Source organism: Gracilibacillus timonensis, from assembly GCF_900086715.1.
GTDB classification, from domain to species: domain Bacteria; phylum Bacillota; class Bacilli; order Bacillales; family Amphibacillaceae; genus Gracilibacillus; species Gracilibacillus timonensis.
Window position 1 is genome coordinate 464963 of record NZ_FLKH01000011.1, and the last position, 25431, is coordinate 490393.

27 protein-coding genes are annotated in these 25431 nt (G+C 41.2%); 14 read left to right on the forward strand and 13 right to left on the reverse strand.

What is annotated here, in order from left to right; genetic code table 11:
* Window positions 1–110 precede the first annotated feature (110 nt).
* The 7 genes from BN6556_RS09555 to BN6556_RS09585 all read left to right on the forward strand — a co-directional run bounded on the left by BN6556_RS09555 (window position 111) and on the right by BN6556_RS09585 (window position 7631).
* Window positions 111–1367, forward strand: coding sequence for an ABC transporter substrate-binding protein (locus tag BN6556_RS09555; RefSeq protein ID WP_066190262.1), 1257 nt, complete (start codon window positions 111–113; stop codon window positions 1365–1367).
* Between the two features lie 87 nt (window positions 1368–1454).
* Complete coding sequence (locus BN6556_RS09560; protein ID WP_066190267.1) at window positions 1455–2315, forward strand: carbohydrate ABC transporter permease; 861 nt, start codon at window positions 1455–1457, stop codon at window positions 2313–2315.
* A gap of 1 nt (window position 2316) precedes the next feature.
* Complete coding sequence (locus BN6556_RS09565) at window positions 2317–3141, forward strand: carbohydrate ABC transporter permease (protein WP_066190270.1); 825 nt, start codon at window positions 2317–2319, stop codon at window positions 3139–3141.
* A 16-nt stretch (window positions 3142–3157) separates the two neighbouring features.
* Entirely contained in the window at window positions 3158–5665 is a 2508-nt protein-coding gene (locus BN6556_RS09570) for a hypothetical protein (RefSeq protein WP_078060017.1), read from the forward strand.
* Window positions 5662–6411 carry a glucosamine-6-phosphate deaminase gene (locus tag BN6556_RS09575; protein ID WP_161485682.1) on the forward strand — a complete coding sequence of 250 codons (750 nt, stop codon included), beginning with the start codon at window positions 5662–5664 and terminating at the stop codon, window positions 6409–6411. Before BN6556_RS09570 ends, BN6556_RS09575 begins: the two co-directional genes overlap by 4 nt.
* 286 nt (window positions 6412–6697) lie before the next feature.
* The gene (locus BN6556_RS09580; RefSeq protein ID WP_066190277.1) at window positions 6698–7123 is read left to right on the forward strand and encodes a DUF1801 domain-containing protein; all 426 of its coding nucleotides are present in this window, start codon (window positions 6698–6700) and stop codon (window positions 7121–7123) included.
* Between the two features lie 13 nt (window positions 7124–7136).
* On the forward strand, window positions 7137–7631 hold the full coding sequence (locus BN6556_RS09585) for a GNAT family N-acetyltransferase (RefSeq protein ID WP_078060018.1): 495 nt from the start codon (window positions 7137–7139) through the stop codon (window positions 7629–7631).
* Window positions 7632–8170: 539 nt separating this feature from the next.
* Here the strand turns inward: BN6556_RS09585 and speB are convergent.
* Both speB and BN6556_RS09595 read right to left on the reverse strand, forming a co-directional pair.
* On the reverse strand, window positions 8171–9139 hold the full coding sequence (speB, locus tag BN6556_RS09590; protein ID WP_066190280.1) for an agmatinase: 969 nt from the start codon (window positions 9137–9139) through the stop codon (window positions 8171–8173).
* 2 nt (window positions 9140–9141) lie between these two features.
* The gene (locus BN6556_RS09595) at window positions 9142–10215 is read right to left on the reverse strand and encodes a YkvI family membrane protein (RefSeq protein WP_066190284.1); all 1074 of its coding nucleotides are present in this window, start codon (window positions 10213–10215) and stop codon (window positions 9142–9144) included.
* A 239-nt stretch (window positions 10216–10454) separates the two neighbouring features.
* On the opposite strand from BN6556_RS09595, the gene BN6556_RS09600 reads away from it, so the two are divergent.
* The 3 genes from BN6556_RS09600 (at window position 10455) to BN6556_RS09610 (ending at window position 12270) form a co-directional block, all read left to right on the forward strand.
* Window positions 10455–10889: an Lrp/AsnC family transcriptional regulator gene (locus tag BN6556_RS09600; RefSeq protein ID WP_066190287.1), complete on the forward strand. Its 435-nt coding sequence runs from the start codon at window positions 10455–10457 to the stop codon at window positions 10887–10889.
* Window positions 10890–11055: 166 nt separating this feature from the next.
* Window positions 11056–11649 carry a histidine phosphatase family protein gene (locus BN6556_RS09605; RefSeq protein WP_066190290.1) on the forward strand — a complete coding sequence of 198 codons (594 nt, stop codon included), beginning with the start codon at window positions 11056–11058 and terminating at the stop codon, window positions 11647–11649.
* A complete protein-coding gene (locus BN6556_RS09610) occupies window positions 11650–12270 on the forward strand; it encodes a histidine phosphatase family protein (protein WP_066190293.1) in 621 nt (206 codons plus the stop codon). It abuts the gene before it with no gap.
* Window positions 12271–12592: 322 nt separating this feature from the next.
* Here BN6556_RS09610 and BN6556_RS09615 read toward each other — a convergent pair whose 3' ends face one another.
* The 6 genes from BN6556_RS09615 to BN6556_RS09640 form a co-directional block, all read right to left on the reverse strand.
* Window positions 12593–13642, reverse strand: a complete 1050-nt coding sequence (locus BN6556_RS09615; RefSeq protein ID WP_066190296.1) for an ABC transporter ATP-binding protein — start codon at window positions 13640–13642, stop codon at window positions 12593–12595.
* 14 nt (window positions 13643–13656) lie between these two features.
* On the reverse strand, window positions 13657–14478 hold the full coding sequence (locus tag BN6556_RS09620; protein ID WP_066190299.1) for a carbohydrate ABC transporter permease: 822 nt from the start codon (window positions 14476–14478) through the stop codon (window positions 13657–13659).
* 15 nt (window positions 14479–14493) lie between these two features.
* Complete coding sequence (locus tag BN6556_RS09625; RefSeq protein ID WP_066190302.1) at window positions 14494–15453, reverse strand: carbohydrate ABC transporter permease; 960 nt, start codon at window positions 15451–15453, stop codon at window positions 14494–14496.
* A gap of 65 nt (window positions 15454–15518) precedes the next feature.
* The gene (locus BN6556_RS09630; RefSeq protein ID WP_066190303.1) at window positions 15519–16844 is read right to left on the reverse strand and encodes an ABC transporter substrate-binding protein; all 1326 of its coding nucleotides are present in this window, start codon (window positions 16842–16844) and stop codon (window positions 15519–15521) included.
* A 46-nt stretch (window positions 16845–16890) separates the two neighbouring features.
* Entirely contained in the window at window positions 16891–17700 is an 810-nt protein-coding gene (locus BN6556_RS09635; protein WP_066190306.1) for a metallophosphoesterase family protein, read from the reverse strand.
* Window positions 17701–17731: 31 nt separating this feature from the next.
* On the reverse strand, window positions 17732–18517 hold the full coding sequence (locus BN6556_RS09640) for a tyrosine-protein phosphatase (protein WP_066191285.1): 786 nt from the start codon (window positions 18515–18517) through the stop codon (window positions 17732–17734).
* A 246-nt stretch (window positions 18518–18763) separates the two neighbouring features.
* Between BN6556_RS09640 and BN6556_RS09645 the strand changes: the two genes are divergently transcribed.
* Window positions 18764–19513, forward strand: a complete 750-nt coding sequence (locus BN6556_RS09645) for a Fic family protein (RefSeq protein ID WP_205410320.1) — start codon at window positions 18764–18766, stop codon at window positions 19511–19513.
* A 71-nt stretch (window positions 19514–19584) separates the two neighbouring features.
* A complete protein-coding gene (locus BN6556_RS09650) occupies window positions 19585–20319 on the forward strand; it encodes a class I SAM-dependent methyltransferase (RefSeq protein WP_066190310.1) in 735 nt (244 codons plus the stop codon).
* Window positions 20320–20414: 95 nt separating this feature from the next.
* On the opposite strand, the gene BN6556_RS21890 is transcribed toward BN6556_RS09650, so the two are convergent.
* Window positions 20415–20741, reverse strand: coding sequence for a hypothetical protein (locus BN6556_RS21890; RefSeq protein WP_148436717.1), 327 nt, complete (start codon window positions 20739–20741; stop codon window positions 20415–20417).
* A gap of 80 nt (window positions 20742–20821) precedes the next feature.
* Between BN6556_RS21890 and BN6556_RS22070 the strand changes: the two genes are divergently transcribed.
* Entirely contained in the window at window positions 20822–20962 is a 141-nt protein-coding gene (locus BN6556_RS22070; RefSeq protein ID WP_161485683.1) for a hypothetical protein, read from the forward strand.
* A gap of 16 nt (window positions 20963–20978) precedes the next feature.
* On the opposite strand, the gene BN6556_RS09660 is transcribed toward BN6556_RS22070, so the two are convergent.
* Genes BN6556_RS09660 through BN6556_RS09675 form a run of 4 tightly spaced genes read right to left on the reverse strand, consistent with a single transcriptional unit; the run spans window position 20979 to window position 23386 of the window.
* Window positions 20979–21182, reverse strand: a complete 204-nt coding sequence (locus tag BN6556_RS09660) for a DUF3951 domain-containing protein (RefSeq protein ID WP_066190314.1) — start codon at window positions 21180–21182, stop codon at window positions 20979–20981.
* A 43-nt stretch (window positions 21183–21225) separates the two neighbouring features.
* Window positions 21226–21945 carry an AAA family ATPase gene (locus BN6556_RS09665; RefSeq protein ID WP_066191287.1) on the reverse strand — a complete coding sequence of 240 codons (720 nt, stop codon included), beginning with the start codon at window positions 21943–21945 and terminating at the stop codon, window positions 21226–21228.
* Window positions 21946–21996: 51 nt separating this feature from the next.
* Window positions 21997–22326 carry a DUF4870 domain-containing protein gene (locus BN6556_RS09670; RefSeq protein ID WP_066190317.1) on the reverse strand — a complete coding sequence of 110 codons (330 nt, stop codon included), beginning with the start codon at window positions 22324–22326 and terminating at the stop codon, window positions 21997–21999.
* Window positions 22327–22345: 19 nt separating this feature from the next.
* On the reverse strand, window positions 22346–23386 hold the full coding sequence (locus BN6556_RS09675; RefSeq protein ID WP_066190320.1) for a YdcF family protein: 1041 nt from the start codon (window positions 23384–23386) through the stop codon (window positions 22346–22348).
* A 472-nt stretch (window positions 23387–23858) separates the two neighbouring features.
* Between BN6556_RS09675 and BN6556_RS09680 the strand changes: the two genes are divergently transcribed.
* Window positions 23859–25334 carry an Msr family ABC-F type ribosomal protection protein gene (locus tag BN6556_RS09680; RefSeq protein WP_066190324.1) on the forward strand — a complete coding sequence of 492 codons (1476 nt, stop codon included), beginning with the start codon at window positions 23859–23861 and terminating at the stop codon, window positions 25332–25334.
* Window positions 25335–25431: the final 97 nt, after the last annotated feature.

Genomic DNA, 25431 nt, shown 5'->3' on the forward strand with positions numbered 1-25431 from the left:
GTAAACAGGAGTATGTTTTGCAGGGTAATGAAAGCGATTCATTATAAAACGAAGCAAACGTTATGTTTGTTTTGACATATAAAACATTCCTAAAAGGGGAGGAAGTTATAATGAAAAAGTTATTTGCTATAAGTGTCTTGTTGTTGTCTTTTAGTTTATTACTCGCCGGCTGTTCCGATAATGGGGAGGAATCTTCTGGAGAGGAAAATGCAGATCAGATAACACTTGATGTCATTTGGTTTAGTGATGGTAATGAAGGAGACGTGTTTAAAGAAATAACCGATCAATATACAGAAGAGAATCCAGACGTTACTTTTAATATTATTGATACACCCTATGATGATTTACTAACTCGAATTAGAACGCGGGTGTCTGGCGGAGATGCGCCAGACTTGGCCAGAATATCAGGGATTAATCACGTTCAGGATGCCCTTTTGGATTTAACCCCGTATTTAGATGACAAAGATGCGTTTCTCGATCAATTTTCAGATGTTGCCATTCCAACTGTTGTAAGGGACGATGCCGTTTATGGCATACCGACTGACTTAACGGCACATGGATTATTTTATAATAAAGAATATTTTGAGCAAGCCGGTGTGGAGGTGCCTGCCTCACCAGATGATGTCTGGGATTGGGCCGAATTTGAAGCTGCCCTGCAACAAGTAAGTGATAATAGTGATGCCAGATTTGGCTTGGCGTATGATCTATCACCATCCAGATATTCTACTTTGATTTATCAAAATGGAGGAAGCATATTTAGTGAAGATCAAACATCATTAACCGTAAATGAACCAGCATCTGTTGAGGCCTTAGAATACTTTCAAGAATTACATGAGAAAGAGTTAATTCCTAGCTCGATTTGGTTAGGTGGAGAAAATCCGAACTCGTTATTCAGGTCTGGCCAAGCCGCTATGCATCTATCAGGTAATTGGAATGTGCAAAATTATGAAGAAAATGCGGACTTTGATTGGGGTGTCACGTATATGCCAGAAGGAACACAGCGATCCTCAGTGGCAGGTGGCAAGCAAATGGTAGGCTTTGAAGATTCTGAGCATAAAGAGGCGGTAGCGGACTTCTTACTTTATTTTGCTTCTCAAGAGGTGAATGAGCAATTTGTTTCCGAATCATCCTTTTTAAGTACACGAAAAGATAACGCAGAGATTGAATATGATGTAAGAAGCGAAGAAATGAAGGTATTTGCCGACGAACTTAGTGTAACATCACAGATTCCGACATTGGATTGGGAGAATCCAAATATGCCAGCTGTGGAAACGCTTTTAACAGAAAATGTTCAAAAGACGTTATCAGGTGAATTAAATGCGCAAGAGGCAATGGATCAAATTGTCGAAAACGCAGAGATCGAATAATCTAAGAAAATTTGTACCTGTCCTTCGGCAAAAGGGAGGGCAGGTATTACAAAACAGTAAAAGTAGGTAACAGGGAGGACAACATAGATGAGAACTCGTTCATGGGTGCCGTATGCATTTTTATTGCCAAACATGATTATTTTTGGTGTGTTTGTGGGACTGCCGGCGATTTTTGGTGTATATTACGCCTTTACAGAGTGGAATGGAATTTCTGATCCGATATTTGTAGGACTAGATAATTTTATCAAGATATTCTCAGATGAAGGTTTTTGGGATATGCTGACAAGGACGTTTATCTATGTCATCGTCGTTGTACCTTGTACGGTGATTAGCGCCTTGGGGCTAGCTTGGTTGTTAACGAGAAAATTAAGGTTTGCCAACATGTTTCGCACTATCTTTTATTTACCGGTAATGATTTCGTTTATTGTCGCGGGTTTAATGTGGAATTGGATTCTGCAAAAAGATACAGGGCTGGTTAACTATATACTGACTTCCCTATCACTGGATGCAGTGGATTGGCTGCTTGATCCAATTATGGCCAATATATCGGTGATTATGGTAACGATCTGGGCCAGAGTTGGCTTTTTTATGGTGATCTTTATCGCCGGATTACAGGGTATTTCACCATCATTATATGAGGCTGCTGATATAGATGGGGCAACAGGGTGGACGAAATTTACAAAAATTACCCTTCCGATGTTAAAGCCGATTACTCTATTGGTAGTTATTCTAAGTTTTATTGAGTTTTTCAAGACATTCGCCTTAGTCGTTTCGTTAACAGGCGGTGGACCTATCGATGCAACGAAATATTATGTTCAATATACCTATGAAACAGGTTTTGATCAAGGTAACTTAGGAATGGGAAGTGCCCTTTCTCTTGTCTTATTCATCATCATGGCGATTATCACCTTTGTTCAATGGAAGGTAAGCGATGGGGGGCGTGTGTAATATGGAGACAGCGAAAAAATATCAATGGGTGTACTATGTGATTCTGATTTTATTGTCCGTGATCATGTTGTTTCCAATCTTATGGGTAGTCAGTTCTTCTTTGAAGACAGGTTCTGAATTATTTGCCTGGCCACCGACGATTTTTCCTGCGGAGGTGACGTTTGAAAATTATTTTAGTGCATTTCGTGAAGCCAATTTTGGTCGGTATTTCTTTAATACTGTGTTTGTTACGGTCATTGCCACATTGATCACCCTGCTAATCAATACGATGGCAGGTTATGCACTGGCGAAGTTCAAGTTCCGTGGCAGTACGATTATTTTAATTCTATTCTTATCGACGTTAATGATTCCACTAGAGGCATTAATGATTCCTATGTTTCTGGTATTGAAGACATTAGGTTTATATAATTCCATTTGGGGCATTATTATTCCGCCAGCTGCTACACCAACAGGAGTGTTTTTAATCAGGCAGTATATTTTGTCTCTACCAGATGAAATGATTGAAGCGGCAAAAATAGATGGAGCAAATGAATGGCAGATTTTCACACGAATTATTATACCTTTGGCCAAGCCAGTTATAGCCACATTGACGATTTTCTCTGTGATGTGGCGGTGGCAGGATTATATCTGGCCATTGATTGCTATTTCAGATACCAGGCTGTATACCTTGGAACTAGCGTTAGCCAATTTTGTCGGAGAATATTCGGTTGACTGGGGACCACTCTTGGCTATGGCGGTAGTTACGATGGTACCAATGATTATCATATTCCTATTTTTCCAACGATTCTTTGTACAAGGAATTATGGTCGCAGGGCTAAAGGATTAAGAAAGGGTGAATAAGGGTGCAAAAACTCCATTACACAATTCAACAGGGAGAAGCCGTTAATAGATGGCTGACTTTAGGCGTATTTCAGACACCCAAAATATTTGAGGAATTTGTCCAAGAGGGCGGGATCAATGATTGGCTGTTGGAAGGCTTCGCTATCCATGAGTACCCTGGCAGAAAACAATTTTTAAAAGAAAGAAAACCAGCTAGTCCGTTGATCCTGTTTCCACAGGACGAAGTATATGCGGGTTTATCTCAACTGGAGCAATCATGGCAACTGCACACTCCCTTTGGCAATCCATTAGTAGAAAAGGAAGGATTTTGGGATACCCCTACGCACATAGAAGCCAGGGCCTATGCAGAATGGTATGCAGAAAAGGAAAAGGATTATTCTTTCCAAGTGTACACGTGTGGCGGGATCCAGATATGGGTGAATGGCGAGCTATCGACTAGTTTTGCACCGTTTACTAGAAATGAACTTTCTTCCACGACCATGACGTGCCGACTTCAGAAAGGGCGGAACAGAGTGGAGATCTATTATGATGATTTGGCAGAGAGAGATACAAAATTTTCTTTTCGTTTGGACTATCAAGACAAAACACCGCTTCAAGTGGTACTGCCTATAGGGGAACATCATGCAGATGAAATGAAACACATCGAAGCGTTACTGACGCAGGCTTATTTCCCAAGAGATACTTTTACAAGTGGAGATATCTATCTGCAATGGGATTCGGAAGCAGAGACGTCTTTTACTATGTCTATAGCAATGCAAGTAGAAAGATGTCAGCAGCAATATCGAAGTTATTTGATTAACCAAGGAGATACGGAGGTCAGGCTTGGTAAAGTAGAAGACTTCCAGATGGGATATACAGCCATTGAAGTAAGGGCAGTCAAGGGAGCTATTGCAATTAGCAAGCCGTTTGGTATAGAAATATTCCCTATTCATCTTTCCCCATCTCCGGCTGATTCGGTGCAGGAGCGGAAAAAGCAAGCCTTGGCATTCACATCCAAGTATGGTGAACCTAATATTCACAAACTCGCTGCTATGCTAAGTCAAACGCCAGAGGAACAGCAGCAGGATCTATTGGAATCGATCATGCAATTAGAAATGGACCTCATTAATAATAGAGGAGATTGCAGTGATTTTAGCTTGGTGATGTTCTTAAAGATGTTATACCATTATCCAGATCACCCAATGATGACGGAAGAACGGAAGGCAAACATAAAACAAATGGTACTTAACTTTCGATACTGGATGGATGAACCTGGGAATGATGTGATGTGGTTTTATAGTGAAAATCATGCCCTGATGTTTCACACCTGCGAGCTATTGGCGGGACAGTTATGGGGAAATGAGTGGTTCGTTAATGCTGGTATTCAAGGGGAGGAACATTATAACAGAGCGGAAGAACGTTTGAATAAGTGGTTTGATCGTTTTTTCAGTGAAGGGTTATTAGAATGGAATTCTGCACCGTATATGCCGATTAATGTCATCGGTTTGATCACGTTGTATGATTTGGCTGCAGCTAGTCATATACGAGTAAAGGCCAAAACGGCTTTGGATAGAATCTTTAGATGGCTGGCATTGAATAGCTATCATGGTTTTCTTACCTGTTCACAAGGAAGGGTATATGAAAAAGAGCTTAAAGGCAATTACAATACCCAAACCACCAATCTATCATGGATTGCCTGGGGACAAGGAGTGTTGAATTACGCAACATTTGGCTCGGTATCTTTATCTTTATCCTCTTACAGACCACCTGAAACATTTGCTGCATATACGAAACTGCCGGCTGGTCAGTCCCTCTTGTACAGGAATAGCCAAGGACAGGATGGTTATGTGAATTTATATACGTATAAAGAGGCGACTGGTATGCTGTCTTCAGCTCTCCAGTTTAAAGAGGGAGAGGCAGGATATCAAGAGCATGTAATACAAGCAAGCATGGGGCCGGAGGCGAATGTATGGATTAATCATCCTGGCGAAATAAGTGTACAAGGTAACGGCAGGCCGAGCTATTGGGCAGGTAACGGGGTGCTGCCCAAAGTAGCACAGCATAAATCCTTGGCGATTGTTCTTTTTAACATCGACCATCATGAGGTGGATTTCACCCATGCTTATGTCCCGACATTTGCTTTTGATGAAGTGGTGCAAGAGAATAGCTGGTTTTTCTTGAGAAAAGAGAATCATTTTCTGGCTGTATATGCCAATAACGGCTTCACGTTAACGAAGGAAGGTATTAATAGACAACGAGAGCTTATTTCCCCAGGGCGTAAGAATGTCTGGATTTTAAGAATGGGATCCGCGGCAACATTTGCAAGCTTTGCAGAATTTCAGACATATATACAGTCGGCAAGGGTACAGGTCAATCAACATAACTTGGAAATAAGCTATCAAGAAGATCATATCGGGAATTGCCGCTTTGGCTGGTCCGACCCGTTAACGATTCAATGTATCCAGTCCGACCAAGAATTAATGACAATAGATGGAGAAATAACGATAAAAAATAGAGGAGAATGCATGTGATATCCAAACAAACACTGCTGAATGTAGTGGCAGATTATGAGGCATTATCCAGTCTTGCTGCAGCTGAAGTGATTCGTCAAGTGAAACAAAAACCAAATGCTTGTTTTTGTCTGGCAGCTGGTGACACGCCAAAAGGAATGATGCGTTATTTGGTGGAGGCACAAAGGAGAAACGAAGCCGATTTTAGTCAGTCCCATTTTGTCCTGTTAGATGAATGGGTGGGGCTGGATAAGCAGGATGAAGGAAGTTGTCAACATTTTTTATATACCAATTTGTTTGAACCATTACAGATCGCTGAAAGTCAGATTCATGGGTTTGATGCAAAAGCGGATGATGTAGAGGAGGAATGCCGTCAAATTAATACAACGATTAAAGAACTGGGAGGGATTGATCTGACGGTTTTGGGCATTGGTGTTAATGGACATATTGGTTTTAATGAACCAGGAGTAGATTTCACCAAAGAGGCCCATGTAGTGCACTTAGAGGAAACCACCACGTCGGTTGGCGCTAAGTACTTTGCAGATCAACAGCAAGCGCCTGAACAGGGATTGACTTTGGGAGTGTCTCAGATCATGGAGGCAGACAAGGCGGTCATTATTGCATCAGGAGCGAATAAACGCCCCGCTGTCTACGCTTTGCTTTATGAACAAGTTTCTTCTCAATGTCCAGCTAGCATCTTGCGTACGCATCACCATTTTCAGCTATTATGTACAGAAGATAGCTATCCTAACTATGAAGCAATGTAGTCAACCTTTCGCATTCAGCATTTATCCCGAGGTGAATTTCTGGATTTGAAGAGAAGCATCCGGGATAAATGTGGATGGCGGGGATATTACGATATATTATTTGTTTTCTCCTCAACTATTTCCTTCCTTTATTTTTTACCTATTATATAACATAATGTTAATCAACACTGCTTCTTTGACAATACCACAAACTACTGTTTTCCGTTATAATAGGAAGCATGAAACAATATAACGGTTTAGCATGGTAGTTGTCCAAATGAGTATGTACAAAAAGGAGCTGAATCAAATGGCATATGAACTAAAAACAAAAGAAACCGACAACAGTGTGATTGAATTTATTGAAAAAGTAGAGAGCGAGCGCAAACGTGAGGATGCCTATCGTTTATTAGATATTTTTACAGAGACAACCGGAAAGGAAGCAAAAATGTGGGGGACTAGTATTATCGGGTTTGGTCGTTATCATTATAAATATGATACTGGTCATGAAGGAGACGCTCCACTTGTTGGCTTTTCGCCTCGTAAGGCAAAGTTCAGCCTTTATTTTGCAACTGGAGATGACAGTCGCACGCCATTACTGGAGAAGTTCGGTAAGCATAAGGCGGGTAAAGGCTGTGTTTATGTGAATAAGCTGGCTGATATAGATGAAGATGTATTGCGGGACTTAATCATGCAATCCGTTCAGTTTCTGCAAGCTCACTATCCCGACGAATAAGGAGGTATACAGCATGTTTGAAATCAGAGCCTATACCGGAACGAAGGCGGATTATGACTTTTTAACCGATATGTTATACGAATCGATCTACATCTCGGAGAATAAGCCTGCAAAACATGTACTGCTTCAATCAGAGCATCTGCGCAAATATCATCAAGATTGGGGAAGGCAGGGGGATACGGCATTTATTGCGTACCAGCAAGAGGATAAGGCCATCGGTGCCGCATGGTATCGTTTGTTTGATGAGCGGAATCCGGGCTATGGCTTTGTTCGTCATGATATTCCAGAGCTAGGCATTGCGATTACTTCTGGTGCAAGAGGGAGAGGACTGGGGCGAGAGCTGATGAACAAATTGTTGCAGGTGGCTAAGACATCCCCTTATCCGGGTTTGTCGTTAAGTGTAGATCCTGAGAATACCAGTGCGGTAAAGCTTTATCAATCATTAGGTTTTGTCAAAGTGGGGGAAGAAGGAACGTCGATTACGATGCTTATTTTGTTTGCGGAGTAAAAAGGAACATGAAGCTGCTACACGATTTATTCCCTGTGCAGCAGCTTTATGTATTGTTTATCACAGCGTTAAGAGTCCGTAAGTTTTCCTGCAATAAAAAGAGCTAACCTAACCCATGACAGGAATGGAAAACAATGGTCTCTAAACCTCCTGATAAGTCTCACTATCGTTCAGGGGCAAAGACCGGCCCCCGCTGAACGAATTCTCGCTTTATCACAGCGTTAAGAGTCCGTAAGTTTTCCTGCAATAAAAAGAGCTAACCTAACCCATGACAGGAATGGAAAACAACGGTCTCTAAACCTCCTGATAAGTCTCGCTATCGTTCAGGGGCAAAGACCGGCCCCCGCTGAACGAATTCTCGCTTTATCACAGCGTTAAGAGTCCGTAAGTTTTCCTGCAATAAAAAGAGCTAACCTAACCCATGACAGGAATGGAAAACAACGGTCTCTAAACCTCCTGATAAGTCTCGCTATCGTTCAGGGGCGAAGACCGGCCCCCGCTGAAATAATTCTCACTTTATCACTGTCTGCAGTATCATATTATTGGTTTAGTTGCTTTTCTTTAATAATATAATTAATAAAATCAATGATTAGTCTAGCCGAGATTTGCGATGTCACATGTGTTGGGTCATATAGCGGATTGACTTCTACTAAGTCAAAACCAATCACATTCCCTTTTTTTGCAATAGCTTCTAATATATCGCTGACTTCTTCATAAAATAAACCGCCAGGAGAAGGAGAGCCTGCACCTGGAGCGATGGAGGCATCTAAACCATCAATATCAATCGTTACATAATATTTTTCACCTTCAGGCATATGTTCTAGCGCTTGAGCAATCCCTTGTTTTCTTAACTGTCTAGGTGAGATGATCTTACTTCCGTAGTTTCTTGCATCATCAAAATCTTCCTTTTGACTGCTGCCAACACCTCTAATACCAATCTGAGCCATTTTATGGATATGATTCATTTCAGACATCCTGCGCATCGGGTTGCTTAAGGTAAAACGCTGCCCTGAGGCTTCTTTTAACCAGTCCAAATGAGCATCAATTTGTACCACATTCACTTTTTCATGACTTTCTAAAGCGAAAGCAACAGGATTGGTGACGGAATGATCTCCACCTAACACAATGGGAATGGCTCCTTTTGCAATAATCTTTCTGACTGCTTCTTCTGTATTTTCATGGCTTTGTTCCACATCACCATTAATGATCGATACATCTCCACAATCAAAGATCTTCACATCTTTCTCATCATAGATAATATCTTTTTCGTGGTCATAGCTTGCTCCAAATGCATAAAGGGAAGATTGCTCGCGAATGGATCGTGGTCCCATCCGAGCTCCTGAACGCCAAGCAGTGGTCATATCGTTTGGTACACCAATAATGGCAAAATCAGCATCTAGGTCGTCTAGATTTGTACAAATAGGATATTTCTTAAAAGAAGTAATCCCTGTAAAAGGCATATCTAATTTCTCTCTGATATAATTTTCTTTTTTTTCATATTTACTCATGATTAAATTCCCTCTTTTCCTAATGAACCTTTGTTAATAAATTGGCGATAAAGCATGCAAGCCATTAAAATTAAGCCAATGTATCCTACAATGGGATAGACAAGATCAATAATTGTAGCAAATGGTAAGGCTCCACCGAAGAATCCAATGATAGTTAAGGCAATGGTAATGATTTTATAAATAGTAGGATTCCCTCCTGAAAATTGAAGTGATACGGTCCAAAGCATTCCCACAGCAGTTGTATAAATAGCAATTAAAAGAATAATAGAGAAACACAAGGCTAATATAGAACTGATTTGATCGGCTAGAAAAAGCGTAGGAATTCCTTTGTCTTGTACATCTTCAATATGGGAAAGAATGCCTGTATAAATAGCAAAAACACCTAACAGCATAATAAAACCGCCTACTATTCCAGCAAATATAACGGTGCGTCTATTTGTTTCATTTTTCCCTAGGTTAGCAAGAAAAGGTACAGCAATTAAAAGAACAAATGATGAATAGATAAACCCTGATTGCCACCAACTGTTGGTAGCCTGCAGTAGTTGTAGTTCGCTAATTAGTTCATTAGAATGGCGAATGCCTTCACTATCGAAGTTCCCAATCCCAACAATGACAGCAAATAGTATAATAATAGGGCCGGCAATACCTAATATCTTTATAATAGTGTTTAATCGAGCTAAGGCAGTGATTAAAACTGCAGCAGCCATAATGATTCGTCCTAGGATGTCTCCTGTACCAAAATGTTCGCTGACTGTGGCGCCAGCTCCTGAAATCATGACAACAAAAACGACTAACATAAATAATTGGGCAAACCAATAAAAAAAGAACCCTAGATATTTTCCGCAAAAATAGTTAAAAACATCTTTGGCATCCGTTGCTTGCAAACGTGAACCTACATCCATCGTATAAGCACCAAACCACATATGCAAAATAGCTGCTATCACAATAGCTCCGGTCCCAATATAACCAAATGGAACAAAGAATTGCATAATCTCTTGCCCTGTTGCAGTTCCAGCACCTAGTATAAAAGATACAAACGCACCTGCCAAAATAATGATCTTGGATAAATGGCTCATGATGGTTCCCTCCTTTTTAAAATGACGAAGAAGCGCTGCGATGTACAGTATGCACTAACCTCATTCCTTCATTTTTTATTTTGTGAATTTTCAAATAATTGAAGATTGGTTATAATGTTAGTACAAATAAATTGCAATGTATATACGAAAACGAAGCAGTTTGTTGCTTTTTCTTGGCAATCTGCAGTTATTTAAGCGAAATAGTTAACATTATGAAAATATAACCTGGAGTGAGTGACATGGATCAATTGGATATTGAAATAATTAAGTTGTTACAGCAGGATGGTCGAATGTCAATCAGTGAATTATCAAAACATTTGGCATTGAGCAGACCGAGTGTGACGGAACGATTGAAAAGGTTGCAAGAAAATGGTGTAATTGGACGATTCTCTGCGATCGTTTCTCCTCTTTCAGTAGGGAAAAAGTTATTGATTATGATCGAATTAAGTGAATTGTCTATTTCTCACAATGAGTTTGAAAAGGTAATCCAGAAGGAGAAAAGTATTATCGAATGTTACCGAGCCACTGGACATGTCCACTACTATATGAAAGCAGCATTAAAGGAAATGGATGAGTTAACACAATTGATTGAGAAATTAATTCCATATGGCAATACAAAAACATCGATTTTATGGGATAAACCGGTTGTCAACCGTATCATTTTACCTGATTAGATTTGTGGTTTTGACACAATGACTAGTCAGCAGTATTTTTTTCAATTCATCTTATTGCTCTGCTTTGGATATTCCAATCAGTTGGATGATATATTCTGATAGCAGTTTCCCCCTTTTTTCTAGTATAATAAACAACAAGTACATAAGCTGATGAGGGGGAAGGGATATGACACGCATTTGTATTGTCAGACATGGAGAAACCGATTGGAATAAGACAGGTCAAATACAAGGAAAAACGGATATTGAACTCAATCAAACCGGGATACAGCAAGCTCGGGAATGCAGGGATTATTTAAGTCAATACGATTGGGATGTCATGGTCACTAGTCCGTTGTCCCGCGCGGCCCGCACGGCAGAGATAATGAATGAGAGGCTGGATATTCCATTGATAAAAATGGAAGAATTTGTAGAAAGAGATTTTGGTATGGCGGAAGGTTTATCCAAAGAGGAGCGCATGTCCCGATATCCCGATAAAATTTATCCAGATCAGGAAACAAGGGAAAGTGTTGTACATAGGGTTTCTCATGGGTTGGAGCGGATTTTAACTGATTATCCCCAACAGCGTGTCCTTTTGGTGGCCCATGGAGCGGTGATTAATGTCATTCTGTCGCTCTTCTCTAATCATGAATTAGGAACGGGAAAAACAAGATTAGTCAATGCCGGTTTGTCGGAGCTGGAACATATCGATGGCAAATGGCAGATTAATTATGCCAATGAATCGAGTCACCTATCCCAATTTAGTGAGAAAGGGAAGATGTAGATGGCTGTTTATCTGGTGCGTCATGGTCGAGATGAGGAAGGGTATCGCGGTGGATGGAGTCAGAAAGGATTGATAGAAGAGGGCAGACAGCAGGCTAAGCAATTGGCTGCTTATTTGGTACAGCATCAAGATCAATTTTCTATTGTGAAGATTATCTCCAGTGATTTGAACAGGGCCTCGCAAACCGCGTCTTACATAAGTGAGGCGCTTGATCTACCAATGATAACATCCACGGATTGGCGGGAAACGAATAACGGTGTATTAGCAGGGATGCCTAATGAAGAAGCAAACAGGCGATATCCTGGTCTATACTTCAATCGCTTGAAGATGGAAGAAAGATATCCGGGCGGAGAAAGCCCTCAGGAATTTTTTACAAGGATTAAAAAAGCATTTCAAAAGATCTGTCAAACGCCGTTAGCGAAGAGCAATCAGGAGAATGTGCTGATTGTCACCCATGGCGGGGTGATTAATATCATTTATCATTTGTTAAAGGGAAAAGAATGGAGTAATCACCAAGCTGTTTTCCCGGTTGGTTATACAAGCTTGCATGGTATGACCTATCAGAACGGGAACTGGACATTGACGCAGGAGAATGGGATGGAGTATTGGACAAAAGAGTAGTAGAACGAAAAGCGCAGGAGCGCCCTCTTAAAAACGTAGAGACCTGCGCGTTGCAGCTGAGATAAAGGAAACACGGCGACGTGAGGAGTCGATGTTGACTTTCACCCGCAGGGCATAAGTGCGACTTTAGCTCTGTCTGCGTCTGTTGGCTTGCCAGTCGCTAAGTCTTCTTTATCGTAGGGCGTGTCGTGAAATCTCTAAAGTTTGGCGCTTGGAGCTGGACACGGCTGTTCCTGAATAAGAATTTATTCATGCAAAATGATATACGCTTATCTTACAAAAAAAGGATTCCACCCCACACAAGCAGGAATCCTTTTTTAAATTATGCAAAATGAAGCTGTGGTTCCTCTCGCAAGTCTTTTAATAAGGTATAATCCGGTGCGGTACGTTCACCGTCATTGTCGAAAAAGAAGACATCCTCTTTTTTGAAAGAAAGCTTTATCTTATTATCCACAGCCTCCCATTGACTTGGCGTTTTAACATGGAGTTTACCGTATGCCGTCTTGACACGGTAGATCGTTTCCCCGCCGAGTTGTTCGGTCGAAAGAAGTTCACCTTCAAGCTGGTAATCACCTGCTGCTGTATCAAAAGGTGTGATAAGCTGCATTTTTTCAGGACGTATCCCGATCGAATAATCGCCTTGCTCGATAATATTAACGGCTGGAGAACCAATGAATTGGGCCACAAACAGGTTCTCGGGATTTGTATAAATCTCCTTAGGTGTACCTTGCTGCATGACCTTTCCTTGATTCAGGATAATGATATGGGTTCCCATCGACATCGCCTCGACCTGATCGTGGGTGACATACAAAAACGTGGTTTGGAGTTGCTGCTGCAGTTCGATTAATTCCTGGCGCATATGATTTCGTAATTTGGCGTCCAGATTGGATAATGGTTCATCCATAAAGAAAGCACCAGGTCGTTTGACAATGGCACGAGCCAAGGCCACGCGTTGACGCTGCCCGCCTGACAGTTTATTCGGTCTTTTTTGGGCATGATCGGTTAATTCGACCATTTCCAGTACATCCGCTACCATTCGTTTCCGTTCATCTTTTGGAATTTTCTTAATTTTTAGACCATACTCGATATTTTGATAGACGGTCATATGCGGGTATAAGGCATAATTCTGGAACACCATCGCGACATCGCGATCTTTTGGTTCGTTATAGGTAATCTCTTTTGTGTCCATATAGATATGACCTGCACTTTCCTCCTCTAAACCTGCTAGAATCCTTAGTAAGGTTGATTTACCACAACCAGAAGGACCAAGCAATATGGTGAAAGATCCATCTTGAATCTCTAGGTTAATATCCTTTAAGACATCCGCTTTACCGAACGATTTTTTGACATGTTGTAAGGTGATTTGTGCCATTTGATACTCCTCCTTTATTTAATTCCATAACGTACAAAGGATTCGATAATGTGTTTTCGCAGTAGTAAATAAATAATCAAGATAGGCAGACAAGATATTGTTGTTGCCGCCATCAGCGATCCCCACATGTTCACATCCGAATTCACAAAGGAACGCAAGCCGATTTGAATCGGGGCATTCTCCATTTCTGTCGTAATCAACATGGGCCAAAGGTATTCATTCCAGCCATTGATAAATAATAGAATACCAAGCGAAGCAATCGTTGACTTCAAATTGGGTAAGATGATCTTGACGAGGATAAAGAAATCCTTTTCGCCGTCTAGTCTGGCTGAATCGATCAAAGCCTTAGGGAAGGAACGAAAGCCTTGATAGAGCGATAAAATCGCAAAGGTAGAAACAGATAAGGGAACGACAATCCCCAAGATCGTCTCATTTAGCCCGATTTGATTGACTAATACATAGTTAGGGATCATGATCACTTGCATCGGAATTAGCCAAGATAGGCTGATAATCGTATAAATAAAAAGACTTCCCCTCACTTGCCAGCGCACCAGAGCATAGCTTGTGAGAATGCTCGTAATCAGTTGAATAGCCGTTAATAGGATTGCCATCACAAATGAGTTGAGCATCATGCGTAAAATCGGCATTTCTTGAAAGGCATAGACATAATTAGAAAATGTTGCGTTCCATGGTATAAAACTGGAACTAAAAATATCAGCTTCATTTTTTAACGATGAGATCACCATCCAATATAAAGGGAATATAGCGATCAGGCTTAGTAAAATCAATAGTGTATGCTGTATAATGGTGCTTGCGGAAAGTTTTCGTTGTCTCATAGCTGCACTCCCTCCCTAATTATCATAAAAGGCATATTTTTTGGTGATCGTATTTAACACAAAGGCAATGATGCCAAAGACAATAAAGAACAACATGGCGGCGGCTGCACTTAATCCGACATCCATATTCGAGAAGCCGTATTTATACATTTCATAATAAATATTCGTCGATGTACCAAACGGACCACCCTGGGTTAGGATATCGATATAGGCAAACGTCCATTGACTAGAGAATAACAAGCTCATCATTAAGACAAGGAAAATCATTGGTGACAACAAAGGAAGTGTTAAATCACGAAACTGCTGAAAACGGTTGGCTCCTTCCAAGGAAATTGCCTCATAATAATCTTTGCTAATCCCGGTTAAGGCGGCCGAGAACAAAATCGTTCCAAACCCGATCATTTTCCAGCCGGTAATCAAAAGAATCAGCCATTTGGCAAAGACTGGGTCTGAGAAAAAAGCAATCGGTGCATCGATCAAGCTAAATCGCAGTAACAGATCATTCACCAATCCATTGGTAGGGTGAAACAACCAGCGCCAAATGGCCCCCACCGATACTGGTGCCAAAATCAGTGGTATAAAGAACATGGCGCGATAGACATTTTTCATTTTCCCTTCCATTTTGTGAGTGGCTACAGCCAGAAATAAGGGAATCACAATCGAGAATGGAAGCAGGCCCACGGTATAGAAGATCGTATTAATAATGGAAATACCAAAGTCTTTACTGGCCAATAAACGTACAAAGTTATCCAGGCCTGCGGGAGAAGGTGACGTTCCCGGCACCATTCCCCAGTTCTGAAAGGCAAGTATGAACGTGGATAACATCGGATAATACATCCAAATCCATAATAAAACGAGAGCTGGAGCCAGGTACATATATGGTTTTGTAAGTAAGCGCCACTTTCTGGCACGCTTTGACTTTGCTGATACAGGCTCCAGTGTGGAAATATCAATCGAATGGCTCTGGTTAGACATATACCTCATCCTTTACTCCAAATGGTATGGTTGCTTTCACGCTCAAAAGCAATCATACCAAGTGATCATTCTAGCGCGTTATTAATCGCTTTTTCGGCGTTTTTTAACGATTCTGCTACGTCTGCATCGGTGGAAATAGCTTCCACAATGGTATCACTAAAGATGGCGCTGGTTTCGGTGGCACTGTCTCCAGGCCAGATGGTTGCCGGCCGAATATGTTCCAGTTGTTTCAAGTTAATCTTATATAGAGGATTCTCAGCCACAAAATCTTTTAAATAATCTGGGTCCTCCGCTAAGCCGGTACGAAGAGGTAAATAGCCGATTTGTTCGGTGATCGTTGTGTACCCCTCAGGTCCTGTTACATATTTGATGAATTCCCATGTCGCTGCTTTCTTTTCAGGCGATTCCGGGCGTACAGCAAGGACACTACCGGAGTTAACCGGTATGCTAGGTTTGTCACCAAACTGTGGCAGGGCAGCGCCATATAAATCCCAACCGTCAGCCTCAGAAGCTGCTTTAAATCCGCTGTGCATAGCAGTTGAGGTGATATACATTCCTAAGTTACCTGCCATGAATTGCTCGGGCACATCGGAGGTAGAGCCGATGGCATGAGCACCACTATTGTAGATATCCTTCCATGTTTCCATCGCTTCCATGCCTTCTTCGCTAGCAAAAACGGCTTCAGAACGATCTTCTGTTAAGATGTCCGCCCCATTACTGAAAAAGACGCTATCGGTAACCCAGCCATTGTCTGGTTCCAATCCAAATCCGTCCTTCCCGGTTGCTTCTTTGATTTGCAGGGCATAGTCTTTGATATCTGCCCAGGTTTCCGGCGGATCATTGGGATCTAATCCGGCTTCTTCAAACAGTCCGCCATTTATAAAGACAATCGGTGTACTAAAGGTAAAGGCCAACCCGTACATTTTTTCATCGATTACCCCGAGTTGTAAGGCATTTTCCGAGATACCTTCTAAGTGAGCGTTTAACTCTTCTTCTGGAAATACATCTTCATAAGCCTCGAAGCCCAAATTCATTCTGGAGGCGTCTAAGGTGCCAAACACGTGCTGGACAACATCCACCTCTTTCCCAGCCGTGATATCAGCTTGGTATTGTTGAAAATTAGGGTCGGCTACTGCTTCGACAATGACGCCTTTCTCTTTACCAACCGTATCATTAAAGTCTTGAATTAATTGCTCCATCCCATCCTTCATGCTGGGGATTGCCAAACTATAGGTATAAAAGTTGATTGGTGTAGGATTGTCTGGATCAAGTTCGACCAAATCGGTTGACGTGCTTTCGCTAGCAGTTGATGTCTGCTGTCCCCAAATGCCGCAGCCAGCCAGAAATAACAACAGTAAACCAAATGTTAGAAATATACTTATTTTTTTCATCGTTTTGATAGCTCCTCTTTTAAAAAATAGCTAAACTACGGTCTCTTTAAGCAAGATTTAATTCATAGCTAAAGAGTACTTGATTGTTTTCTGGTACACGAGTCACTTCAATCTGCAGCTGGCCATTTTCAATGGTGCAAATATTAAACGCACTGTTATCAGTGAAATCCGCCTTCTCGCCATCAAATTCTACACCGAAGCAGGTCCCTTCTGCCGCTGATAACAGAAAATGAGGGTAGCTTTTAATCCAGTTTTTATGGATATGTCCGCTTAAAACGGCAATGATTTCTTCATTATCTAGTACTTTCAACAATTCTTCAGAATTAACCAGGCTATGATCACCAAAAGACATATCTTCATCAATCGGATGGTGAACCGTAACAAGGCTTCCAAATTGGGAAGGAACAGCTAGGACATCTTTCAACCATGCTAGCTGTTCTTCGCTGACCCGCCCAGTTCCGCTCTTATCATAACTGGAGTCTAAAACGATGAGACGGAAACCATCGATATCAACGGTATAAAATAATTCGTCTTCACAATTTAACTTCTGATGGAAGGCTTCCCAATAAGCAGGGGTGACATCGTGATTGCCAAGGTTTAGATGGATAGGAAGGCTGGTATGTTCCTCTAGCAGGGATTTTAAGTGCTGATAGTCCTCCACATCCCCTTCATGCACTAAATCACCGGTAACAAGCAAGAAGTCAAGCTTATTCTTGCGGGCTTCGGCAAACTGAAGGATTTTGATTAATTGATCACTAGGATTAGAACTGTTCTTGTCCAGTCCTTCTAGGAAACTTCCTTGATAGTCTTTCAACACATGTGTATCGGTTAAATGGATAAATGATAGTTTGTTCATTGGAACACTCCTCTTTAATAAAATGAATGATTTATTCTAGACAATAGTCTTGTAAGGTCATGCGAATGTCTGCTGTGATACCATATTCTTGGGTTAAAAATTCTTCTATGGTGGCATAATGTGCGAGAATGGCTTGATAAGATAAGGTTAAGTATTGTTCTTGCAACAGGAATCCCTTTTTGAATGGCTCCAACTGTGACGGCGGTATCTTGTCTTCTAGTTGTGTAAAGATTTGCTGGTGATAGTCTTCTAACAAAACATTAGAGTAGAGAAAGTCTTCGACAATATCCTCCCAAGCAACCCCTAAAGCTAATAAAATAATCATCGTACCAATCCCCGTACGATCTCGACCTCCTGCACAGTGTTGAATCAAAGGCAGGTTGTCCGCTGGCTGTTTGACATGTGCCATTAGCTGCTGGAAGGAATAGTTTCCAATTGGTAAGTTGTGATATAATGCCACTAAGAGGTCCGTACCGAAGCTATCTGGCTGTTCTTTAGCAAATAAATCTTCAAGCGATTGATAGCTTGCTTCACCCGTTTCCTTATTGACCGCAACGCGATGATAGTTCACGTTAGGGAGTTGTGGGTCTGGACGATCATTTGCCTCTTGCGCTGTACGATAATCAAAAATGGTGCGAATGCCAAGATCTTGGAATAATTGCTTATCTTCTGTCGTAGCGTCTGTCAGGTCAGCCGAACGAAAGAGTAATCCATGCTTGATCGTGCGACCATTTGTTGTCTTCATACCGCCAAGATCACGGAAGTTGTGCACACCGGCAAGGTTCAAAGCTTGACTTGTTTGCATTACGTTGCTCACGCTCAATTCACATTCTCCTTTACTTTTTGAATAAGGTCAGAGGGGAGGTCCCTACAGTTATCAATCATAGCAGTCGATTGTTAAAGATAGATAAAGCTACTGTAAAATAAACATCAAGATATGGTTAAGTTGTATAAATAGAAGATAGCGTTCATAATGAAATTATATGCATGCCGTTAGATGAGGAGCTATATGAAAGTTTAGGCAAAGCAAAAGCCGAGAAAACAAAGCCAAGAATGGAGGGAAATGATGGGGCCATTTGAAAAATTGGAAGTATATCAGCATTGTATTAATGAACTAAGGCCATTTGAAGGGGAAATGTTAAAGCAGATAAGAGATTTTTATCGGGTCGGATTAACCTGGACATCTAATGCGCTAGAGGGTAATTCCTTAACGGAGAGCGAAACAAAAGTCATCATAGAAGATGGACTAACCGTTGGAGGAAGACCTCTGAGAGATATGTATGAAGCCGTCGACCATGCGAAGGCATATAACCAGATGTTTACACTACTTGATCATAAAGAGATCGTAGAAAAGGATATCCTCTATCTGCATCAATTATTTTATCAAAATATTGATATGGATTTTGCAGGTAAATATCGAAATATTCCCGTGTTTATATCGGGTTCTGATTATCCAGTTAGTAAGGTTGAGGAGATACCTTATGAAATAGAAGCTCTATGTAAATGGATCAAAACAGAACGAAATAAGTATCATCCAGTAGAATTCGCAGCCATTCTTCACAAGAAGTTTGTATTTATACATCCTTTCAAAGATGGCAATGGCAGGGTTGCCAGACTATTAATGAATACCGCCCTTATTCAGGATGGCTATCTTCCTGCACTGATCCCTCCCATTTTGCGAGCGGAATATATTGCTTTACTTGAAAAGACACATCGAGATGATGAAGCGTTTATTGACTTTATTGCGTCTAGAGAATTGGAATCGCAAAAGGATTTTTTAAGACTGTTACAAGTTCCTTTACCAAAGGTATAGTGCATGGACTGGCGTAGTATGAATATATCATGATAGAAAGAAAAATCAGTAGTATACGAGGAGAATCGACAATGAAACAAAATAAATATGATAACCAAGCATTTTTTGAAGCATACAAAGAGATGCCCAGATCGGTCAAAGGGTTAGAGGCTGCTGGGGAGTGGCATATTGTCAAAGAAATGCTTCCAGATTTGCAAGGAAAGGCCGTATTGGATTTAGGCTGTGGATTTGGCTGGCACTGCCGTTATGTCAAAGAACAGGGAGCTCAATCTGTGATTGGCGTTGACATATCAGAAAATATGATCATCCAGGCCCAAGCAATGACCGATGATCCGGAAATCTTTTATATCAAGGCACCGTTGGAAGAGGTGAGTTTTGATGACGAGCAATTTGACGTGGTATTCAGCTCCTTAGCTTTTCACTATGTCGAAGATTTTTCTGCTATATGTCGGCAAGTATATCCGTATCTAAAGCCAGGTGGTATGTTTGTCTTTTCCGTAGAACATCCCATTTTTACAGCAAGGGCGGAACAGGATTGGCATAATGATGAGGAAGGCAATCACCTGCATTGGCCGGTTGACCATTATCACACAGAGGGACTGCGGGAAACGAACTTTTTAGCGGATAATGTGCAGAAATATCATCGTACCGTAGCAAGTTATATGAACGATGTCATCCAAGCCGGGTTCAGGATTCAAGAAGTAGAAGAATCCACACCATCGGCAGAAGCACTCGAGGAAATCCCTGAAATGAAAGATGAATTACGAAGACCGATGTTTTTAATGATCGCAGCGGAGAAGAGATAAGTGCTGATATCTATACACACGTGTGAGCGCTGTGCTGCAGATAATGCATGAACCCTGGGAGATCCGCCGGTAAAAGGAATAGAAGGATGAGAGATTTAGTACCAACTCGTCATTCCGAAAATGACGTCCAAAATCTCGGTAGAAGCAGTAAAAATGGACGTCATTCCAAAAATGACGTCCAAAATCTCGGTAGAAGCGTCAAAAATGGCCGTCATTCCAAAAATGACGTCCAAAATCTCGGTAGAAGCGTCAAAAATGGCCGTCATTCCAAAAATGACGTCCAAAATCTCGGTAGAAGCGTCAAAAATGGCCGTCATTCCGAAAATGACGTCCAAAATCTCGGTAGAAGCAGCAAAAATGGGCGTCATTCTAAAAATGACGTCCAAAATCTCGGTAGAAGCAATAAAAACGGCCGTCATCATTGGCCAACGAAGACTTGAATAAAAGCTACAATCTCAGATCGTGACGGAGCTCAAATACCGGTGATATGGTTCTAATGAGTATGGCGACTGATGAAAAAACTTTAGCAAAATTGGAGTTATACGAGAAATTAGCCCAAGCAGAAAAACAAAGGAAAGAAGGAGAAAGTTTTTTAGAAGCTGAACAGGTATTTGAAAAGTTGAAAGAGAAGTATGGAGAATAATTTATAAGCACCATTACTATTTATCCTTATCATCATCCTGCCGCTCATCTTCCTTTTGTACGTACTCTTCACGTTCTTCATGGAATTCGCTATGTTCCTGACCTGTAATAGCATCAAATGGAGTATAAGAGTTAGTGGGTCTTTTTTTCTTTACCAATACCTTAATGATCACTACTATTATAAGAATAAAAATAATTCCTGCTATGATAAAAGCAATCAAGATATACAATCCTCCTTATTATACTCATGACTAACACACCACTTCATCGAAACAAATGATAAAACAACCGCCCCCTATCCTCAAAAAACTGTTTCATCACTGTATAGTGACTCGTCTCTTCCAGCGCTTTCTCCTGTAGCCCGTCCTCTGATAGTTCAAGAATCCTGACATGAGGATAGGCCATTAACATGGGAGAATGGGTAGCAATCACAAATTGAGAGCCCTGGTGCACCAGCTCATCCAGCCGGCTTAACAGTGATAATTGCCGCAGTGGGGACAGAGCAGCTTCGGGCTCATCAAGGACATACAAGCCATTACCGCGAAATCGTTCATTAAAGGCGGCGAAGAACGATTCACCGTGCGATTGTTGGTGCAAGGAAGTACCTCCAAACGAGTCGACTACTCTGCCCCCGCCTGATGGATCTTGATCAATATCTTCCACATACGTGGCTACATTATAGAAGCTTTCCGCCCGTAAAAAGAAATGGTCTTTCGGACGATAGGGTCCCTTGGCGATGCGCAAGTACGCATCCAAATTGGTGTGGGAATCATAGCTGGAGAAGTTAAAATTTTTCGACCCGCCTTCTGGATTGAAGCCTAGTGACACAGCAATTCCCTCTAACAATGTCGATTTTCCCATACCGTTTTCTCCGATAATCATCGTGACATTCGGATGGAAAACGATATCCTGAAAATGTTGTATGACAGGCAGGGTGAAAGGGAACACTTCGAAAGACTCGATAAGCTCCCTTTTCAACTGCATAAATTTGAGGTACTGTGTATCTGTGTTTAATTTCTTCAATTTGATTTCTCCTTACTTAGCACTAAGGATTTTAACGCCTTGTACGATATTCCAGATAAAATAGAAAACACTGACTAAGAAGCAGACAAATCCTGCAACCATCATTGTAATAATGAAAGCAGTTCCCTGATCATATTGAATAAATTGAGTGAATCCAACGGCACTCACCACAAAAAAAGCGAGAATGACAGTCAGTACGGGGATAATATGCGACCAAAACGCTTTTTGGGCATGTCGTTTGCTTTCTTCATCACCAACAATCCAGACCACAATCGGTAAGATGATCGGCGCAAAGAAGATGCTGAAATAACAAAGCGCTGACAATATTTTATTCGTTTCCACTCCAAACACCTCCTTCAGGTTAATAAACAAAGAACCAGTTAATAATCGATAAGCAAATCGAAATAAAAAGAATACTGCCTACCACAGCAAGATGTCGCTTGCGTTGCAGAACAACGATTGCGATATATTCTCTTACCATGGCATTAGGCCAATAGTAAAAGGCTGTTTTGGCACCAATGCCTTGACTGTTCAGTCCTGCCTTACGGGCATAAATACCAGCACGAAACAGATGAAAATTATTGGTGGTAAAAATGCTGCGATAATCTCCGTCTGGTTTGCGATCATCCAGGATTTTTTTAGAGAAAACCATGTTCTCATAAGTATTAACGGATTGATTTTCTTGGATCGTATCCTCGGCAGGAATCCCTTGCTGAATGGCGTACTCCTGCATCGCCTCTGCTTCCGGCCGTTCCTCGTCCGGTCCCTGTCCACCAGAAAGGATAATTTTAGGCGGGGCAGTGACCTTTTTCTGTTTCTGATAAAAGGCGACTGCCTTATTGATCCGATTGGCTAGGAGCGGAGGGACCTTGTTATTAATCAATCCGCTACCTAGTACGATCACAAAATTTTGATCTCTTTTGGGCCGGTTAAATTGATACAATGTATATGCAGTTAAGAAGTTGAACATGTGCAAAAAGAAATACATCGTGATCAGCCCCGCCCCTCCAAATAATGGCTGCAGGTTGTTGGATACCAATTGGGACAGATCCAACATTCTTACCACCAAGAGAAACAACATGCCAAGCCCCAGTAACAGCGTGAGCGAATTGGCTAGTTTTCTTCCTTCCCTGCGCATTAAGGTTCTTGCATTGAGAAACAACCCAACAATCAGGACAACGAAGGCAAATGGAATAAGAATAAGTATGGCTACAATAGGGAATATAATCCAAGCACTCCATTGTGTCGTATCTGTTTGAAAGGTATACATCAGACAAGTAACCAAAAAAGCGAGAATAAAGCTATTAAATAAAAATCCATTAATAATTTTTCGCGGGTCTCGTAGATAAGAAATCAAAAAGATTACAAATAAGCTCAAGGTTAAAAGGGCGATCCAAAGCAATAGATAGTCACCTCTAAACAAATAGGATATGTACAACCTGCATTGTATCATATTTCTCTAAGAGCGCATAGGAAAGGCTTGCCGCTGTTGACAAGAATCAAAGAAATTTATATAATGAAGTGGAAACATACGAGAAGGAGGATTATTAAAAAATGACACACGCGATGCGACTTCGTTTCCCCACTTTGAACTAAGTAATTGAATAGGTTCAAAGGCTCTGTTTGGATAACAGAGTGAACGGGATAAGTCTGTCCTTTTTTAATAATCTTCTTGAACAAGATATGGTACTGGAGAAGAAAGGTGGATACGTCTATCTTTCTTTATTTGTGTAGTCATCGAATGCTGCAGCATAGCTGTATGCTTATTTCGGTATGTTTGATGGATCGGATAGGCACAAAACTCCCTTCACTTGTTATTCGCAGACAGACCGTCTGTGATTTTTTGTATTTTAAAAAAAGTGGAGGTATGCAACATGGAATTATTATCCTATGAATTAAATAACGTACGAATGACGTATTTAGATAAAGATATTTTGACGATAGAAAGACTGGCAGTGCACCAGTTTGATCGGATTGGGATTGTCGGTAAGAATGGGGAAGGCAAGTCTACCTTATTAAAAATGCTGGCAGGTCAAATCGAGCCAACTTATGGGAAAGTTCATCGTCATGTGACAAGTGGTTACTTTGAACAAATAGAGGCTCCAAGCAATGATCCAGCAGATCCAGCCTTATTAGGGAAACTGGCCGTTCCGGAGTCGGACGATCGACTTAGTGGCGGTGAGCAAACGAGGAAAAAGCTGGCGCAATTGTTTAGTGATTATTATGAGGCATTATTGATCGATGAGCCAACCACTCATTTGGATCAAGATGGAATTACCTTTTTATTAGATCAATTGCGCTATTATTATGGAGCGCTTGTCCTGATTAGTCATGATCGAGCCGTTTTGGATGAATTGGTGACTACGATCTGGGAAGTGGACCAAGGTCAGATACGCGTATATGCCGGGAATTACAGTCAATATATCGAACAGAAGCAACAGGAAATCGAACAGCAACAGCAGGCTCGTGAACAATTTGTAAAGGAAAAACAACGATTAGAACAAGCGGCGGCAGAAAAAATGAAGAAGGCACAAAAGGTGGCTCAAGCAGGTCGCATGTCGAAAAAAGAGGCCAATGCCAAACCGGATAAATCGTTTATGACGAAATCGAAAGGGTCGAGTCAGAAGGCGATGCAAAAGGCATCCAAGGCGATCGAACAACGCATGAATCAACTGGAAGAGGTCCAAGCAGTTACCTACAAACGACCGATTGTGTTCCATCAGGCGAAGTCCTTAGAACTGCACAATAAATTTCCAATAATGGGTGAGCGCTACACCCTTGATGGCCCAGATCATGTATTGCTTGATCAAACTAGTTTTCAATTGCCACTGGGTGAGGTAATTGCTCTTACAGGGGCAAATGGCAGTGGCAAGAGCACACTGCTGCAGCAAATAGCGGCACACAACCCGGAGCTAACCATCTCTCCCAAAGCGAAGATTGGTTACTTTCGGCAAATGAGTTATCAGTTTACTAGTGAATCTAGCCTGTTAGATTATGTAAAGGCTCGTTCCGATTTTAAAGAATCGTTCTTACGAAGTGTCTTGCATGCGATGCGGTTTGAAGGCACGGATCTGACCAAAAATGTTCAATTCTTAAGCGGTGGAGAAGCCGTTCGTCTCCAGTTAAGCTTACTGTTTTTAGGCAGATACAATATCTTGCTTTTAGATGAACCAACCAACTTCTTGGATATCGATGCGATTGAGGCATTGGAACGTTTTATCGCTGGTTATCAAGGCACGATCTTATTAGTTTCTCATGATCAACGTTTTATCGAGCAAACCGCCGATTCTGTTTACCGAATCGAGGATCAGCAGTTAATTAGGCAGGAGGGCAAAAACAGCGTGTATTGAATATTAATACTCCATAAAAGCATTAGATGTTTTCTTTTTTACGCAAAAAGGGTATACTAATGTTAGAAACTGAATAAATTAAAAAAGACTAAAGGTG

Excerpts from the sequence above, each read along its gene's own strand:
- BN6556_RS09605 (WP_066190290.1), top strand. The coding sequence starts at position 11,056 with ATGACACGCATTTGTATTGTCAGACATGGAGAAACCGATTGGAATAAG.
- BN6556_RS22070 (WP_161485683.1), top strand. The coding sequence starts at position 20,822 with ATGGCGACTGATGAAAAAACTTTAGCAAAATTGGAGTTATACGAGAAA.
- BN6556_RS09595 (WP_066190284.1), bottom strand. The coding sequence starts at position 10,215 with ATGAGCCATTTATCCAAGATCATTATTTTGGCAGGTGCGTTTGTATCT.
- BN6556_RS09580 (WP_066190277.1), top strand. The coding sequence starts at position 6,698 with ATGGCATATGAACTAAAAACAAAAGAAACCGACAACAGTGTGATTGAA.
- BN6556_RS09560 (WP_066190267.1), top strand. The coding sequence starts at position 1,455 with ATGAGAACTCGTTCATGGGTGCCGTATGCATTTTTATTGCCAAACATG.
- BN6556_RS09650 (WP_066190310.1), top strand. The coding sequence starts at position 19,585 with ATGAAACAAAATAAATATGATAACCAAGCATTTTTTGAAGCATACAAA.
- BN6556_RS09665 (WP_066191287.1), bottom strand. The coding sequence starts at position 21,945 with ATGCAGTTGAAAAGGGAGCTTATCGAGTCTTTCGAAGTGTTCCCTTTC.
- BN6556_RS09645 (WP_205410320.1), top strand. The coding sequence starts at position 18,764 with ATGATGGGGCCATTTGAAAAATTGGAAGTATATCAGCATTGTATTAAT.
- BN6556_RS09585 (WP_078060018.1), top strand. The coding sequence starts at position 7,137 with ATGTTTGAAATCAGAGCCTATACCGGAACGAAGGCGGATTATGACTTT.
- BN6556_RS09610 (WP_066190293.1), top strand. The coding sequence starts at position 11,650 with ATGGCTGTTTATCTGGTGCGTCATGGTCGAGATGAGGAAGGGTATCGC.
- BN6556_RS09635 (WP_066190306.1), bottom strand. The coding sequence starts at position 17,700 with ATGAACAAACTATCATTTATCCATTTAACCGATACACATGTGTTGAAA.
- BN6556_RS09620 (WP_066190299.1), bottom strand. The coding sequence starts at position 14,478 with ATGAGACAACGAAAACTTTCCGCAAGCACCATTATACAGCATACACTA.
- BN6556_RS21890 (WP_148436717.1), bottom strand. The coding sequence starts at position 20,741 with ATGATGACGGCCGTTTTTATTGCTTCTACCGAGATTTTGGACGTCATT.
- BN6556_RS09630 (WP_066190303.1), bottom strand. The coding sequence starts at position 16,844 with ATGAAAAAAATAAGTATATTTCTAACATTTGGTTTACTGTTGTTATTT.
- speB (WP_066190280.1), bottom strand. The coding sequence starts at position 9,139 with ATGAGTAAATATGAAAAAAAAGAAAATTATATCAGAGAGAAATTAGAT.
- BN6556_RS09625 (WP_066190302.1), bottom strand. The coding sequence starts at position 15,453 with ATGTCTAACCAGAGCCATTCGATTGATATTTCCACACTGGAGCCTGTA.
- BN6556_RS09680 (WP_066190324.1), top strand. The coding sequence starts at position 23,859 with ATGGAATTATTATCCTATGAATTAAATAACGTACGAATGACGTATTTA.
- BN6556_RS09600 (WP_066190287.1), top strand. The coding sequence starts at position 10,455 with ATGGATCAATTGGATATTGAAATAATTAAGTTGTTACAGCAGGATGGT.
- BN6556_RS09555 (WP_066190262.1), top strand. The coding sequence starts at position 111 with ATGAAAAAGTTATTTGCTATAAGTGTCTTGTTGTTGTCTTTTAGTTTA.
- BN6556_RS09615 (WP_066190296.1), bottom strand. The coding sequence starts at position 13,642 with ATGGCACAAATCACCTTACAACATGTCAAAAAATCGTTCGGTAAAGCG.
- BN6556_RS09565 (WP_066190270.1), top strand. The coding sequence starts at position 2,317 with ATGGAGACAGCGAAAAAATATCAATGGGTGTACTATGTGATTCTGATT.